The sequence below is a fragment of the Streptomyces sp. NPDC054834 genome, from assembly GCF_053611185.1.
Genome location: NZ_JBSGZV010000023.1, coordinates 72,632 through 88,131 on the forward strand (window position 1 = coordinate 72,632; position 15,500 = coordinate 88,131).

Sequence of the window (15,500 nt, forward strand, 5' to 3'; positions counted from 1 at the left end):
AACGTGGGCATTCCCGCACCACGGCCATGATCGGGAATCGGTGCCGTCCTCGATGGGGCCGGCGGGCGAACGACGACCGGACCTGCACATGGCTGAGGGGCCGCACCTCGAAAGGTACGGCCCCTCAGGACCATCTATCGGCTAAGCCTCAGCGGCTGGGCCCCCTCTGGGGGAGCTCAGCTCTGGCCGCCGGCCAGCTTCTCGCGCAGCGCGGCCAGCGCCTCGTCCGAGGCCAGCGCACCGGAGGTGTCCGGGCCCTCGGAGGAGTACGAACCGCCACCGGACGCGGCCGGAGCCGCACCCGCCGCGTCGCCGCCCTCGGCAGCGGCCTTCTCGTCCGCCTCGCGGGACTTGATGACCTGCGCCTGGTGCTGCTCGAAGCGCTGCTGCGCCTCGGCGTACTGGTGCTCCCACGCCTCGCGCTGGGTCTCGTAGCCCTCGAGCCAGTCGTTGGTCTCGGGGTCGAAGCCCTCGGGGTAGATGTAGTTGCCCTGGTCGTCGTAGGACGCGGCCATGCCGTACAGGGTCGGGTCGAACTCGACCGAGGCCGGGTCGGCACCGAAGGACTCGTTGGCCTGCTTCAGCGAGAGGCTGATGCGACGACGCTCGAGGTCGATGTCGATGACCTTGACGAAGATCTCGTCGTTGACCTGGACGACCTGCTCCGGGATCTCCACGTGGCGCTCGGCCAGCTCGGAGATGTGGACCAGGCCCTCGATGCCCTCGTCCACGCGGACGAACGCACCGAACGGAACCAGCTTCGTGACCTTGCCGGGCACGACCTGGCCGATCTGGTGGGTGCGGGCGAACTGCTGCCACGGGTCTTCCTGGGTCGCCTTCAGCGACAGGGAGACGCGCTCGCGGTCCATGTCGACGTCGAGGACCTCGACGGTGACCTCCTGGCCGACCTCGACGACCTCGGAGGGGTGGTCGATGTGCTTCCAGGACAGCTCGGAGACGTGAACCAGACCGTCGACGCCACCCAGGTCCACGAAGGCACCGAAGTTGACGATCGAGGAGACGACGCCGGAACGGACCTGACCCTTCTGGAGGGTGGTGAGGAACGTCTGGCGGACCTCGGACTGGGTCTGCTCCAGCCAGGCACGGCGGGACAGGACCACGTTGTTGCGGTTCTTGTCCAGCTCGATGATCTTGGCCTCGAGCTCCTTGCCCACGTAGGGCTGGAGGTCGCGAACGCGGCGCATCTCGACCAGGGAGGCCGGGAGGAAGCCACGGAGGCCGATGTCGAGGATGAGACCACCCTTGACGACCTCGATGACGGTACCGGTGACGATGCCGTCCTCTTCCTTGATCTTCTCGATGGTGCCCCAGGCACGCTCGTACTGGGCGCGCTTCTTCGAGAGGATCAGGCGGCCTTCCTTGTCCTCCTTCTGGAGAACAAGGGCTTCGATCTCGTCACCGACGGCGACGACCTCGTTCGGGTCGACGTCGTGCTTGATCGAGAGCTCGCGGCTCGGGATGACACCTTCGGTCTTGTAACCGATGTCGAGGAGAACCTCGTCCCGGTCAACCTTGACGATGACGCCGTCGACGATGTCACCATCGTTGAAGTACTTGATCGTCTCGTCGATAGCGGCGAGGAAGGCTTCCTCGTTACCGATGTCGTTGACCGCAACCTGCGGGGTGGTGGCGGTGGTCTCGGTGCTGCTCGTCATGTGGGAAAGGGCTCCGGTACGGACATTGAGTCGTAGGTACTGCTTACGCCGGGAGCCCGTTTCGCTCTGAAGAAGCCGGACAGCCAAGGAAGCGCCCCACCGATATGGGTGATGACGCCTCGACAACCGAGGGGACATACAACAGATGCGAGCGCAGCCTGCTACGTCTGAGGTGCGCAGGCCCGCAGCGCAACTTGTAGCATACGGGGGCAGCCGGACAGGGTCAATGCGCGAAGCCGCACACCCGGGGCGGATCGCCGCATACCCGGCACAAGAACCGTCCCACGAGGCCGAGCAGGCCTGCGGGACCTCTTCCGTGACACGACCCCGACGGGTTGCACGGAAGAGTACGACGAGGGAGCCGATCATCCAAGAGCCCGAACCGTTCGAACCGGAAGCCACCCGGCGTGCCGCCGGGACGACGGAGAGCTCCCGGGCCAACCGGGGCTGGTGGGACCGGAACGCGGACGAGTACCAGATCGAACACGGCACGTTCCTCGGCGACGACCGCTTCGTGTGGAGCCCCGAGGGCCTGGACGAGGTGGAGGCGGAGCTGCTCGGCCCGCCCGAGGACCTGAAGGGCCGGGACGTACTGGAGATCGGCGCGGGCGCCGCCCAGTGCTCGCGCTGGCTGGCCGCCCAGGGAGCCCGCCCGGTGGCCCTGGATCTCTCGCACCGCCAGCTCCAGCACGCGCTGCGCATCGGCGGATCGTTTCCGCTGGTGTGCGCCGACGCCGGCGCGCTGCCCTTCGCGGACGGCTCCTTCGACCTGGCGTGCTCGGCGTACGGGGCGCTGCCGTTCGTCGCCGACCCGCGGCTGGTGCTGCGCGAGGTGTGCCGGGTGCTGCGGCCGGGCGGCCGGTTCGTGTTCTCGGTGACGCACCCGGTCCGCTGGGCGTTCCCGGACGAGCCCGGGCCCGAGGGCCTGTCGGTGTCCGCCTCCTACTTCGACCGCACGCCGTACGTCGAGCAGGACGACGAGGGCCGGGCGGTGTACGTCGAGCACCACAGGACGCTCGGCGACCGGGTCCGGGACATCGCGTCGTCGGGCTTCCGGCTGGTGGACCTGGTGGAGCCGGAGTGGCCGGCCTGGAACAGCTCCGAGTGGGGCGGGTGGTCGCCGCTGCGGGGGAACCTGATCCCGGGGACGGCGATCTTCGTGTGCGTACGAGACTGAACGTGTGATCCGTTACGACGCCCTGGACGCCCTGCCCGTACGCAGCGCCCTGCCCGCGCTGAACGACGCCCTGGAGGAGCACGGCACCGCCGTCCTCGGAGCGCCGCCCGGCACGGGCAAGACGACGCTGGTGCCGCTCGCGCTGGCCGGGCTGCTCGGGGACGGGCCGGTGCGGCGGGTGGTCGTGGCCGAGCCGCGGCGGATCGCGGCGCGGGCCGCCGCCCGGCGGATGGCCTGGCTGCTGGGTGAGAAGGTCGGCGACAGCGTCGGTTACACCGTGCGCGGCGAGCGGGTCGTGGGCCGGCACGCGCGCGTGGAGGTCGTCACGACCGGTGTGCTGTTGCAGCGGCTCCAGCGGGACCAGGAACTGACCGGTGTCGACGTGGTCCTGCTCGACGAGTGCCACGAGCGGCATCTGGACGCCGACACGGTGGCCGCGTTCCTGTGGGATGTCCGCGAGACGCTGCGGCCGGAGCTGGCGCTGGTGGCCGCGTCGGCGACCACGGACTGGGGGGAATGGGCCCGGCTGCTCGGCGGGGCGCCGATCGTCGAGGCCCGGGGTTCCGCGCACGCGGTCGGCATCGTCTACGCGCCCCCGGCGCGCGCGGTTCGCCCGCCGCACGGCATGCGGGTGGATCCGGCTCTGCTCGCGCACGTGGCCTCGGTGGTGCGGCGGGCGCTGGCGGAGTGCGCGGGCGACGTGCTCTGCTTCCTGCCGGGCGTGGGTGAGATCGCGCGGGTCGCCGGGCTGCTGGGGGACCTGGGTGACGTGGACGTGCTCCAGGTGCACGGCCGGGCGCCGGCGGCGGTGCAGGACGCCGTGCTGGTGCCCGGGCGGCGGCGCCGGGTGGTGCTGGCGACCTCCGTGGCGGAGTCCTCTCTGACGGTTCCCGGGGTGCGGGTGGTCGTCGACTCGGGGCTGGCCCGGGAGCCGCGGGTGGACCACGCGCGCGGGCTGAGCGCGCTGACGACGGTACGGGCGTCGCACGCGGCCGGGCGGCAGCGGGCCGGACGGGCGGGGCGTGAGGCACCGGGGATCGTGTACCGGTGCTGGTCCGAGGCCGAGGACGGGCGTCTGCGGCGTTTTCCGTCGCCGGAGATCAAGGTGGCCGACCTGACCGCGTTCGCGCTCCAGGCGGCCTGCTGGGGCGATCCGGACGCCTCCGGGCTGGCGTTGCTCGACGCTCCGCCGGGTGGGGCGATGGCGACGGCGCGCTCCGCGCTTTCCGCCGTGGGGGCGGTCGATCGCGTCGGGCGGGCCACGGAGCGGGGGGTGCGGTTGGCTCGGCTGGGGTTGCATCCCCGGCTGGGGAGGGCGCTGCTGGACACCTCCGGCGCGGGTGCGGAGGTCGTCGCGCTGCTGAGTGAAGAGGCGCCCAGGGATTACGGGGACGACCTGGCGTCGGCGTTGCGTGTCGCGCGGCGTGGGGGTGACGCCTATGCCAAGCGGTGGGCCGCCGAGGTGCGGCGGCTGCGGGCCGTCGTGCCGGAGGGCGTTTCCCACCCACCCACAGGTGCGGGAACCGGCGACGACCAGATCGCCGGGCTCGTCGCCGCTCTCGCGTTTCCCGAGCGGGTCGCCAAGCTCGACGGCGGGTCGTACCTCATGGTCTCCGGGACGCGGGCCGAGCTCGCCGAGGGGTCGCCGTTGCACGGGGCGCCCTGGATCGCCGTCGCCGTGGCCGACCGGCCGCTCGGCAAGGGGCACGCGCGTGTGCGGCTCGGGGCCGTGGTCGACGAGGAGCTCGCGCGGTCCGCGGCGCGGGCGCTGTACGAGGAGCGGGACGAGGTGCGCTGGGGGGACGGGGATGTCGTCGCGCGCCGGGTGGAGCGGCTGGGGGCGGTCGAGCTGGCGGTGCGGCCCCTGAAGGACGTCGATTCCGGCCTCGTACGCCAGGCGCTGCTCGAGGGGCTGCGGCAGGAGGGGTTCGGGCTGCTGCGGTGGCCGGCGGAGGCCGTCGGGCTGCGGCAGCGGCTGGCCTTCCTGCGGCTGCGGGTCGGGGAGCCCTGGCCGGACGTGTCCGACGAAGCGCTGTACGCGCGCGTGGACGAGTGGCTGGAGCCCGAGCTCGGCCGGGCCCGGCGGCGCGCGGACCTGGCGCGGATCGACGCCGGGGCTGCGCTCGGGCGGCTGTTGCCCTGGTCCTCGGGGGAAGCCGCGCGGCTGGACGAACTCGCCCCCGAGCGGATCACCGTACCGAGTGGGTCCAGAATCCGGATCGACTACGGCGATCCGGAGCGGCCCGTCCTCGCCGTGAAGCTTCAGGAGATGTTCGGACTGCGGGAGTCGCCCGTCGTGGCGGGGGTGCCGCTGCTCGTCCATCTCCTCTCCCCCGCCGGGCGGCCCGCCGCCGTCACCGCCGACCTCGCGTCCTTCTGGAAGGACGGCTACAAGGGCGTACGGGCCGAACTGCGCGGGCGGTATCCCAAGCATCCGTGGCCCGAGGACCCGACCACCGCCGAACCGACGCGCCACACCAACGCCCGGCTCAGGCGCTGACCGGCTCCGGCGTGGTGGCCGGGGAGGGTTCCGGGTCCGATGGCCCGCGGCCGTGTGCCTCCAGGTACAGGGACAGCGCCAGCAACAGGGTGCCCAGGATCAGGAAGCCCCAGGGCAGGTACGACGTCAGCAGCAGGACGATCGTGCGGTTGTGCTTGACCAGGGCCACCGTGTGCTCGATGTAGTCCTCGCGCATCTTCACGTCCCCCGCGAACGCCGTCACTTTGGCGCGTCCGCCGAGCAGGGTGCCGCCGCGCAGCTCCTCCTGGTGGCTCTCCTCGCCGTAGACGGGGGCGCCGGTGACGGGCTCGACCCAGAACCTGCGGACGGTGGTGTACCAGCGGGTCGTGCCCGTCTTGGCGACCGACTCGGGGGTGATGCCCTTGACCGGCATGGTCTTGGGCATGCTCACCTTGGTCCACGGGATGGTCTGCTCGAAGTAGTAGACCTTCAGGCCGCGGAACGTCCGCGTGCCCTTGTAGTGGATGGGGTTGGTGGTGCGGGTCTGTGCGTCGAAGTACTCGTAGTCCCGTTTCTGCGTGAGGAAGGGCCACTTGAACTCGATGCCGTCCCGCCTGACGGGATCGCCGTCGATCATCTCGCCGGTGGCGTGGACGGGTTCCTGGGAGTGGGCGTCGAAGATGTAGCGCTCGGGGACCTTGGAGACCATCTTGCCGTCGGGGCCCTGTATGTAGGAAAGGCCGTTCCAGACGACCACGTCCCGCCCCGCTGTCTTCTCGATCTTCCGGGCCGCCTCCACATCGCCCTTGAGGGTCTGCACGATGGTGACCTTGGAGACCTTCTTCGCCTTCATCGTGCCGTAGTCGAGGAGGGTGGCGTTCTTCGCCTCGAGAACCATGTCCTGGTACTGGTTCGCGGGGATCTTGGCCAGGCGCGGGAAGGCGTACCAGCGCAGCAGCGGGGACAGTGCCGCGAAGAACACGGCGAGGGCGAGCAGGATCAGACTGGCCGTGCGGCGCATCTCGGCCTCCCTCCCGGGCGGGCGGTCACGGGTGCGGGGGCACCGTGGTGAGCAGCGGCTTGGGGGACGTGCTGCCGGTCGCGGAGCCCGTCGCGGTGACCGCCAGCACCACCAGGGCGAACGCGAGGACGAAACCGGTCGCGGCGGCGATCAGGGCACGCATGCGGGACCTCCCCCGGGCCGTCCGGAACGGATTCATCTGATGCATCGTCAGGTCCGGGCACGGTAGCAACGGGGGGCCGAGATGAGAACACGTCGCGTACACGGAACGAGGGCGCCCTTCCGCCGGAGCGGAGGGGCGCCCTCGCCGGGCGCGGCCGGACCCTATGCGGAGGGGCTCGGGGACGCGGAGGGGCTCGGGGACGCGGAGGTGCTCTCGGTGCTGCTCGGCGACGGGCTCGCCGACGAGTCCGCCGCGGCGACCGTGAGTTCGACGGTCAGCGTCGCGCCACCGGGGGTGGTGATGCGGAGCAGGAACGTGCCGGTGGTGTCGTCCGCGTACAGCTTCGGCAGCTTCAGCAGGCCCTTGGCGTCCGTCTCCAGCCCCGTCAGGGTGCGGACGGCCTTGCCGTCGGCGTCCTTGAAGTAGGGGCCCTTGTCGTTCACGGTCGGGTCGTCCGCGGACTTGATCAGGGTCGCGGTGGCCGCGACCTTGTCGGCGACGGCGCCCTTGTAGGTGGCCTTCACCTCCACCTGGTCGGCGAACTCGCCGCCCGGTGTGCAGGTCAGCGCGGTGTCGCTGGTGCGGGCGAGGGTGTCGGCGGCCCGGGCCGTGACGGTCGCCTTGTAGTCGACGCCGGTGACAGAGCGGCCCACGACGGCTGTGTGGACGGTGAAGTCGCCGGTCTTCTCGCCCGCCTGGAGCGGGGGTGCGACGGCGATGCCGGTGCTGCCGGTGACCACGGTGGCGACCTTCTCACCGCCGGTGAAGGTGGCGTCCGTGTCGCCGGTGATGGTGAACCGGATCCTGACCTTGCCGACGGACTTGCCGGCCTCGGTCTCGGCGCGTGTGCTGATCCGCTTGGTGAAGGCGTCCCCGGCCATCGCGGTGAGCTTGGCGGTACCCGCGTCCTCCAGGTGGTCCACCGTGTCGGTGGGGGTGGGGGGCGTGCTCGGCGTACTCGGCGTGCTCGGTGCGCTCGGCGTCGACGGGTCGGGGCTGCTGTTGCCGTCGCCGGGTTCGGTCGGCTTCGGGCTCGGTGTGGACCTGTCCGGCTTCGACGGCGTCGACGGCTTCGGGGAGGGATCGGCCCCCGGCGTGTGGTCGTCGCTGCGGTGCGAGGGCACCGAACCGGTGCCGTCGGGGACGGAGTGGGTGCCCTTGCGGTAGTACTCCAGCCACGACAGGACCAGGTTGAGGTAGTCCTGCGAGTTGTTGTAGCTGAGGATGGCGCTGTTCAGGCCGCTCTGCTGGGACAGGTCCCAGTTGTTGCGGCACAGGTAGTGGCCGGCGGCGAGCGCGGCGTCGTAGACGTTGTTGGGGTCCTTTACACCGTCGCCGTTGCCGTCGCGCCCGGCCCAGGCCCAGGTGGACGGGATGAACTGCATGGGCCCGACGGCCTGGTCGTAGGAGCTGTTGCCGTCGTACTCGCCGTTGTCGGTGTCCTTGATGAGCGCGAAGCCGTTGCCGTCGAGCTGCGGGCCGAGGATCCGGCCGATGGTCGTGCCGTTCGCGTCGACGCGTCCGCCGCGCGCCTGGCCGGACTCGACCTTGCCGATGGCGGCGAGGAGTTGCCACGGCAGGTTGCAGCCGGGCTTGGACTCCCGCAGCTCGGCCTCGGCCTTCTTGTAGGCGTCCAGGACGGTCGCGGGTATGCCCGCCTCGGCCGCACCCGCCGAGGCGGGCGCGCCGGCGGTCGGCGACGGACTGGCGCTGGGACTCGGGCTGTTCAGCGGCGGCAGGTCCGTGTAGTACGGCGAGTTGCCGGTGGCGTTGCCGTCGGACGTCGCGTCCGGCACGGTGGCGGCGCCGGCGGCGGCCTGTCTGCTCGCCTCCTCGGCCGTCACTCCCGGAGCCTGGGAAGCGGAGAGAGCCGCGACCGCCGCCGCGGCCACGGCGGTGGTCGCCGCCCCTTTGCGCAGCCGACTGCCGAAATGCGCCGCCATAGAGTGAACCCCTCCCATGGACGCCCGAGCGCCCGTCTCAAGTCTTTCCGCTCTTCCCGCTCGTTCTGTTCTGACGGATGACCTGTGGCTGTGGTTGCCCCCGTTGCGTATTTCCACTCGACGCCGATGTTTTCGAACGTGTTTCCCGGCACCGTGACCCAGGTGACCCTACGACAACTTCCTTTGCGGGGGCACCCGGTGCTGCCCGGTTTTCACCGGTTGGCCATGTCCCGTTGGTCCGCGGCGCGGTCCCGCATACTGGGCCGCGTGATCACGGGCGATCCGCCCCGTAACGTCCGGCGAAAGGGGCCGAGTTGCCGTTCACTCTCAGCCATGCGGCGGCGGTGCTGCCCGCGGTCCGCGGGGACGGATCCGGCCGGGGCCGGCTGATACCCGCGGTGCTCGTGGCGGGTTCCTTCTCTCCCGACACGACCTACTACGCGGCGAGCCTCCTGCCCGGGGCGATGCGCTTCGGGGACGTCACGCACTCCTTCGCGGGAGTGCTGAGCGTCGACGTGCTGGTCTCCTGGAGCCTGGTGGGACTGTGGCTGGTGCTGCGCGAACCGCTGGTGGCACTGCTGCCGCGGGCCCGCCAGGGGCGGTGGGCGGCCCTGCTGCGCTGCGGGGCGTCACGCGCGCGCGTGCGGCCCCGTTCGGTCGCCTGGTGGTACGTCTCCGCGGTGCTCGGCGCGTCGACGCACGTGGTGTGGGACGCGTTCACGCACCACGACCGCTGGGGGGTGCGGCTGTTCCCGGTTCTCGACCGGTCCCCGGCGGGGATGCCGCTGTACTCGTACCTCCAGTACGGCTGTTCGCTCGCGGCCGCCCTCGTGATCGCGGCGTGGGTGGGGCGTGCGGTACGGCGGGCGCCGGTCAGCGAGCCGGTGGGGGTTCCGCTGCTGTCGGCGCGGGACCGGTGGTGGGCCGCCATGGTGATCGGCGGCTGCGCGGTCGCCGGAGCCGCGCAGCGGGCGCTGCGGTGGTGGGCGTACTGGGGTGCCACCGCGAAGCCCTGGGAGCTGGTGCCGACGCTGTGCTTCGGGCTGGGTGCGGGGCTGGTGCCGGGGCTGCTCGGGTACGCCGTCGGGGTCAGGGTGTGGCGTCCGGCCCTGGATGGCGCCGGTCCGGGCTGGGCCGGCGCGCGGCGGACCCGGTCGGCCGCTCGGTGAGGGGCGCCACGAAGACGGTCATGGTGCGCGCGGGGCGGGTTCTCGGGAGCCGCGCGAGGAGCAGGGCGAAGTAGCCGCGGCCGAGGTCGGCGGCCGCTCTCCTCACCCGGGAGAGCCGGCCGGTGAGCCTGCGCCTGACGTCTGCTGTCGTCCTGCGGACGGCCCCGGCCGGGTCGGCGGGGATGCGGGCGGTGCTTGCCTCGGCCGAGAGGGCCGGAACCGGCGGGGGCGGCGTGTCCGGTGCCTCGGCGGCACCCGGCCGGCTCGGGGGCCGTGCGTGGGCCGTCCGGCGGTGGAGCGTGCGTATACCCATGTCCGCATCTTTACGGGCGGGGGCGGCGGGGGCGTTCTGGCGGGGGCCACGTGAGTGACGGTCCCCGGCGGATTCCCTGCGGGGCTTCGGCGGGGTTGGGTGGTGCGGGCGGGCCCGGTGAACAGGGTTCGGTTCGTTCGGCACCGCCGGGTGCGCTGTTGCGGTTGCTAACCGTCGCGGCGGGGATCAGGGGGCGGCAGGGACTTCGGGGCTCGGCCTTGTTGGCCGAGCCCCCTCTGCCGCCGAACCGCCGGAGGCTAGTGCGCCGCGGATTCCCAGTCGGGGCCGACGCCGACCGAGACGTCCAGCGGGGCCCTGAGGTCGACCGCGTCCGCCATTTCGCGGCGGACGATCTCCTCCGTGGCCTCGCGCTCGCCGGGGGCGATCTCCAGGACGATTTCGTCGTGGACCTGGAGGAGCATGCGGGACCTGAGGTCCGCCGCCCGCAGCGCGCTGTCCACCTTGAGCATGGCGATCTTCACGATGTCCGCCGCCGTGCCCTGGATGGGCGCGTTGAGGGCCATGCGCTCGGCCGCCTCGCGGCGCTGACGGTTGTCGCTGTTGAGGTCGGGGAGGTAGCGGCGGCGCCCGAAGAGCGTCGCCGTGTAGCCCGTCGCCCGCGCCTCGTCGACCGCCTTGCGCAGATAGTCCCGTACGCCGCCGAAGCGCTCGAAGTACGCGTCCATCAGGGCGCGGGCCTCGGCCGCCTCGATGTTGAGCTGCTGGGACAGGCCGAAGGCCGACAACCCGTACGCCAGGCCGTACGACATCGCCTTGATCTTGCGGCGCATCTCCGCGTCCACCGCCGAGGCGTCCACCGCGAACACCTGGGAGGCCGCCGTCGTGTGCAGGTCCTCGCCGGAGGTGAACGCCTCGATGAGGCCCGCGTCCTCGGAGAGGTGGGCCATGACGCGCAGTTCGATCTGGCTGTAGTCCGCGGTCATCAGGGACTCGAAGCCGTCGCCGACGACGAAGCCGCGGCGGATCGCCCGGCCCTCGTCCGTGCGGACCGGGATGTTCTGGAGGTTGGGGTCCGTGGAGGACAGACGGCCGGTCGCGGCGACCGTCTGGTTGAAGGTGGTGTGGATGCGGCCGTCGCCCGCGATGGTCTTGATCAGGCCCTCGACCGTGACCCGGAGCTTCGCCTGCTCACGGTGCCGGAGCATGATCACCGGGAGTTCGTTGTCGGTCTGGGTGGCCAGCCAGGCCAGGGCGTCGGCGTCCGTGGTGTAGCCGGTCTTGGTCTTCTTCGTCCTGGGCAGGGCCAGCTCGCCGAAGAGGACCTCCTGGAGCTGCTTGGGCGAGCCCAGGTTGAACTCGTGGCCCGCCGCCGCGTGCGCCTCCTTCACCGCCTGCTGCACCGCACCCGCGAACATCTGTTCCATCGCTTCGAGGTGCGCCCGGTCGGCGGCGATGCCGTGCCGCTCCATGCGGGCCAGCAGCACGGAGGTGGGCAGCTCCACGTCCCTGAGGAGCTCCGCCGCGCCCACTTCCTCGAGGCGGCCCTCGAAGGCCTCGCCCAGGTCGAGGACCGCGCGGGCCTGGATCATCAGGGCCTCGGCCTCGGCGCCCTCGTCCGCGCCGAAGGCCAGCTGGCCGTCGGCCGCCGCGGCGGGGGCCAGCTCGCGGTGCAGGTACTCCAGGGACAGCGCGTCCAGGTCGAAGGAGCGGCGGCCCGGCTTGACCAGGTAGGCGGCGAGCGCGGTGTCCATGGTCACGCCCTCGACGGACCAGCCGTGCTCGGCGAAGACACGCATGGCGCCCTTGGCGTTGTGCAGGACCTTGGGGCGGTCCGCGTCGGCGAGCCAGGCCGCGAACGCGTTCTCGTCGGTCTCGTCCAGCTCGGCGGGGTCGAACCAGGCGGCGGCCCCGTCGGCGGCGGCGAGCGCGACCTCGGCGACCGAGCCGGTGCCCAGCGCCCACGTGTCGACGGTGGCGACGCCGAGCCGCTCCGTGCCGTGCCCGCCGAGCCACGGGGCCAGCTCGCCCGTGCCGAGGACCGTACCGTCCAGCTGCACGCCGTCCGTCGCGATCGGGGTGGCCTCGGCCTCCTCGGCGCCGGGGTCGACGGCGTAGAGCCGCTCGCGCAGGGACGGGTTGCGGATCTCCAGGGTGTCCAGGATCACCGCGACGGCCTTGCGGTCGTACGCGGCCCGCTCCAGGTCGACGACCGACCTGGACAGCTCGACCTGGCGCTCCAGCTCGGTGAGCCGGCGGTTGAGCTTGACTGCCTCCAGATGGTCGCGGAGGTTCTGCCCGGCCTTGCCCTTGACCTCGTCGACGCGCTCGACCAGCTCCGCGAACGAGCCGAACTGGTTGATCCACTTCGCGGCGGTCTTCTCGCCGACACCGGGGATGCCGGGGAGGTTGTCGGACGGGTCGCCGCGCAGCGCCGCGAAGTCGGGGTACTGCGCTGGCGTCAATCCGTACTTCTCGAAAACCTTCTCCGGGGTGAACCGGGTGAGCTCCGAGACGCCCTTCGTCGGGTACAGCACCGTCGTGTGCTCGGAGACCAGCTGGAAGGAGTCGCGGTCGCCGGTGACGATCAGCACCTCGAAGCCCTCGGCCTCGGCCTGGGTGGCGAGGGTGGCGATGACGTCGTCCGCCTCGAAGCCCTCGACGGCGAAGCGCGGCGCGTGCATCGCGTCGAGCAGCTCGCCGATCAGCTCGACCTGGCCCTTGAACTCGTCCGGGGTCTTGGAGCGGTTCGCCTTGTACTCCGTGAACTCCTCGGAGCGCCAGGTCTTGCGGGAGACGTCGAACGCCACCGCGAAGTGCGTGGGGGCCTCGTCACGCAGGGTGTTGGCCAGCATCGAGGCGAAGCCGTAGATCGCGTTCGTCGGCTGGCCCGCCGCGGTGGTGAAGTTCTCCGCGGGCAGCGCGAAGAACGCGCGGTAGGCCAGCGAGTGCCCGTCCATGAGCATCAGCCGGGGACGCGTGCCACCGGGGGTCTTGTCGGTCGTCTTCGATGCTGTTTCTGCCACGCCCCCGATCCTGCCACGCTCCACCGACAGTCGGAGTCGGGGTGCGGCGCCGGCTTCCGCGGTGGAAGCAAGAAGCACGGGACCGAGCGCCCGACGGACGCGAGTTCCAAACGTGGAAGGCACCGGCCCCCGCGGCGGCAACCGCTCCAGCGGCCGCCCCGCGCAAGCAGTGCTTCCGTCCTTCCCCCACGCCCGACCGCAGGCATTGTCACCGCCTCGTGCGAGGATCGGTCCCGCACGGCACACACGCAGTCGAAGGGGAGCGTGCGATGGCGACGAAGCCGCCCACGGGGGATCCGGTCCAGGACGCGCCGCAGGTCGAGGGGCCGAAGCACGCGGCGGCGGGGCTGCCGGCCATCGGGCACACCCTGCGCATCGCCCAGCAGCAGATGGGCGTGCGGCGCACCGCGCTGACCCTCCTGCGGGTCAACCAGAAGAACGGCTTCGACTGCCCCGGCTGCGCCTGGCCCGAGCCGGACCACCGGCACAAGGCGGAGTTCTGCGAGAACGGTGCGAAGGCTGTGGCAGAGGAGGCCACCCTGCGCCGGGTCACTCCCGAGTTCTTCGCCGCGCACCCGGTCGCCGATCTCGCCGGCCGCAGCGGCTACTGGCTCGGCCAGCAGGGCCGCCTCACCCACCCCATGTACCTGCCCGAGGGCGGCGAACACTACGAGCCGGTCAGCTGGGAGCGCGCCTTCGGCATCATCGCCGAGGAGATCGCCGCCCTCGCCTCCCCCGACGAGGCCGTCTTCTACACCTCGGGCCGGACGAGCAACGAGGCCGCGTTCCTCTACCAGCTGTTCGCCCGCGAGCTGGGCACGAACAACCTGCCCGACTGCTCCAACATGTGCCACGAGTCGTCGGGCTCGGCGCTGAACGAGACCATCGGCATCGGCAAGGGCAGCGTCCTGCTGGAGGACCTCCACAAGGCCGACCTGATCATCGTCGCCGGGCAGAATCCCGGCACGAACCACCCCCGTATGCTCTCCGCCCTGGAGAAGGCCAAGGCCGGCGGGGCGAAGATCATCAGCGTGAACCCGCTGCCCGAAGCGGGCCTGGAACGCTTCAAGAACCCGCAGACCCCCCAGGGCATGCTCCGGGGCGCCGCTCTCACCGACCTGTTCCTCCAGATCCGCATCGGCGGCGACCAGGCCCTCTTCCGCCTCCTGAACAAGCTGATCCTCCAGACGGAGGGCGCGGTCGACGAGCAGTTCGTCCGCGAACACACCCACGGGTTCGAGGAGTTCGACGAGGCCGCCCGCGCCGCCGACTGGGACGAGACGCTCACCGCGACCGGCCTCACGCGCGCGGAGATCGAAAAGGCCCTCGGCATGGTCCTGGCCTCCAAGCGCACCATCGTCTGCTGGGCCATGGGCCTCACCCAGCACAAGCACTCCGTGCCGACCATCCGCGAGGTGGTCAACTTCCTGCTGCTGCGCGGCAACATCGGCCGCCCCGGCGCGGGCGTGTGCCCGGTGCGCGGCCACTCGAACGTGCAGGGCGACCGCACGATGGGCATCTTCGAACGCCCCGCCCCGGCCTTCCTGGACGCCCTGGAGAAGGAGTTCGGCTTCGCGCCCCCGCGCGAGCACGGCTTCGACGTCGTACGGGCCATCCGCGCGCTGCGCGACGGCGAGGCGAAGGTCTTCTTCGCCATGGGCGGCAACTTCGTCTCCGCCTCCCCCGACACCGAGGTCACCGAGGCGGCCATGCGCCGGGCCCGGCTGACCGTCCACGTGTCGACGAAGCTCAACCGCTCGCACGTGGTCACGGGCGCGCGCGCCCTGATCCTGCCGACGCTCGGCCGCACCGAACGCGATGTACAGGGCGGCGGCGAGCAGTTCGTGACCGTCGAGGACTCCATGGGCATGGTGCACGCCTCACGCGGCCGTCTGGAGCCCGCGAGCCCGCACCTGCTGTCCGAGCCGGCGATCGTGTGCCGCCTGGCGCGCCGTGTGCTCGGCGAGGACAGCAAGGTCTCGTGGGAAGAGTTCGAGAAGGACTACGCCACCATCCGCGACCGCATCGCGCGCGTGATCCCCGGCTTCGAGGACTTCAACACCCGTGTGGCCCGCCCCGGCGGCTTCGCCCTGCCGCACGCCCCGCGCGACGAGCGCCGCTTCCCGACGGCGACGGGCAAGGCGAACTTCACTGCGGCCCCGGTGGAGTACCCCGAACTGCCCGAGGGCCGCCTCCTGCTCCAGACGTTGCGCTCGCACGACCAGTACAACACCACGATCTACGGCCTGGACGACCGCTACCGGGGCATCAAGAACGGCCGCCGGGTCGTCCTCGTCAACCCCGAGGACGCACGGACACTCGACGTGGCCGACGGGTCGTACGTCGACCTGGTCGGCGAGTGGCAGGACGGCGTGGAGCGGCGGGCGCCCGGCTTCCGGGTCGTGCACTACCCGACCGCGCCGGACTGCGCGGCGGCGTACTACCCGGAGACCAACGTCCTGGTCCCGCTGGACGCCACGGCGGACACCAGCAACACCCCGGCCAGCAAGTCCGTCGTCGTGCGTCTGGAACAATCGGCGACCGACTGAGCGTTTGCTCAGCCGACGGACACATGTACGACGAACGGAGCCGG

10 protein-coding genes are annotated in these 15,500 nt (G+C 71.5%); 4 read left to right on the forward strand and 6 right to left on the reverse strand.

Features of this window, described 5'->3' with window-relative positions:
* Nucleotides 1-176: 176 nt before the first annotated feature.
* On the reverse strand, nt 177-1,676 hold the full coding sequence (gene rpsA / locus ACWGJM_RS27855; RefSeq protein WP_361437177.1) for a 30S ribosomal protein S1: 1,500 nt from the start codon (nt 1,674-1,676) through the stop codon (nt 177-179).
* A gap of 316 nt (nt 1,677-1,992) precedes the next feature.
* Here rpsA and ACWGJM_RS27860 point away from each other — a divergent pair, with 316 nt between their 5' ends.
* Nucleotides 1,993-2,853 (forward strand): class I SAM-dependent methyltransferase, encoded by an 861-nt coding sequence (locus ACWGJM_RS27860; RefSeq protein ID WP_453414456.1) that lies wholly within the window; start codon nt 1,993-1,995, stop codon nt 2,851-2,853.
* A gap of 4 nt (nt 2,854-2,857) precedes the next feature.
* Complete coding sequence (hrpB, locus tag ACWGJM_RS27865) at nt 2,858-5,353, forward strand: ATP-dependent helicase HrpB (protein ID WP_453414457.1); 2,496 nt, start codon at nt 2,858-2,860, stop codon at nt 5,351-5,353.
* Here the strand turns inward: hrpB and ACWGJM_RS27870 are convergent.
* The 3 genes from ACWGJM_RS27870 to ACWGJM_RS27880 form a co-directional block, all read right to left on the reverse strand.
* Nucleotides 5,343-6,335 carry a DUF3068 domain-containing protein gene (locus tag ACWGJM_RS27870; RefSeq protein ID WP_453414458.1) on the reverse strand — a complete coding sequence of 331 codons (993 nt, stop codon included), beginning with the start codon at nt 6,333-6,335 and terminating at the stop codon, nt 5,343-5,345. The genes hrpB and ACWGJM_RS27870 overlap by 11 nt on opposite strands.
* A gap of 25 nt (nt 6,336-6,360) precedes the next feature.
* Nucleotides 6,361-6,498 carry an SPW_0924 family protein gene (locus ACWGJM_RS27875; protein WP_453414459.1) on the reverse strand — a complete coding sequence of 46 codons (138 nt, stop codon included), beginning with the start codon at nt 6,496-6,498 and terminating at the stop codon, nt 6,361-6,363.
* Nucleotides 6,499-6,659: 161 nt separating this feature from the next.
* Nucleotides 6,660-8,441, reverse strand: a complete 1,782-nt coding sequence (locus tag ACWGJM_RS27880) for a lytic transglycosylase domain-containing protein (protein WP_453414460.1) — start codon at nt 8,439-8,441, stop codon at nt 6,660-6,662.
* 314 nt (nt 8,442-8,755) lie between these two features.
* Between ACWGJM_RS27880 and ACWGJM_RS27885 the strand changes: the two genes are divergently transcribed.
* Nucleotides 8,756-9,610 carry a DUF4184 family protein gene (locus ACWGJM_RS27885; RefSeq protein ID WP_453414461.1) on the forward strand — a complete coding sequence of 285 codons (855 nt, stop codon included), beginning with the start codon at nt 8,756-8,758 and terminating at the stop codon, nt 9,608-9,610.
* On the opposite strand, the gene ACWGJM_RS27890 is transcribed toward ACWGJM_RS27885, so the two are convergent.
* Both ACWGJM_RS27890 and polA read right to left on the reverse strand, forming a co-directional pair.
* Nucleotides 9,531-9,923 carry a hypothetical protein gene (locus tag ACWGJM_RS27890; RefSeq protein WP_453414462.1) on the reverse strand — a complete coding sequence of 131 codons (393 nt, stop codon included), beginning with the start codon at nt 9,921-9,923 and terminating at the stop codon, nt 9,531-9,533. The genes ACWGJM_RS27885 and ACWGJM_RS27890 overlap by 80 nt on opposite strands.
* Nucleotides 9,924-10,180: 257 nt before the next feature.
* Nucleotides 10,181-12,907 (reverse strand): DNA polymerase I, encoded by a 2,727-nt coding sequence (gene polA / locus ACWGJM_RS27895; protein WP_453414463.1) that lies wholly within the window; start codon nt 12,905-12,907, stop codon nt 10,181-10,183.
* Between the two features lie 269 nt (nt 12,908-13,176).
* Between polA and ACWGJM_RS27900 the strand changes: the two genes are divergently transcribed.
* Nucleotides 13,177-15,456, forward strand: coding sequence for an FdhF/YdeP family oxidoreductase (locus ACWGJM_RS27900; RefSeq protein WP_453414464.1), 2,280 nt, complete (start codon nt 13,177-13,179; stop codon nt 15,454-15,456).
* Nucleotides 15,457-15,500: the final 44 nt, after the last annotated feature.

Coding starts and splice junctions, on each gene's coding strand:
- ACWGJM_RS27890 (WP_453414462.1), bottom strand. CDS start 9,923: ATGGGTATACGCACGCTCCACCGCCGGACGGCCCACGCACGGCCCCCG.
- ACWGJM_RS27900 (WP_453414464.1), top strand. CDS start 13,177: ATGGCGACGAAGCCGCCCACGGGGGATCCGGTCCAGGACGCGCCGCAG.
- ACWGJM_RS27880 (WP_453414460.1), bottom strand. CDS start 8,441: ATGGCGGCGCATTTCGGCAGTCGGCTGCGCAAAGGGGCGGCGACCACC.
- rpsA (WP_361437177.1), bottom strand. CDS start 1,676: ATGACGAGCAGCACCGAGACCACCGCCACCACCCCGCAGGTTGCGGTC.
- ACWGJM_RS27870 (WP_453414458.1), bottom strand. CDS start 6,335: ATGCGCCGCACGGCCAGTCTGATCCTGCTCGCCCTCGCCGTGTTCTTC.
- ACWGJM_RS27875 (WP_453414459.1), bottom strand. CDS start 6,498: ATGCGTGCCCTGATCGCCGCCGCGACCGGTTTCGTCCTCGCGTTCGCC.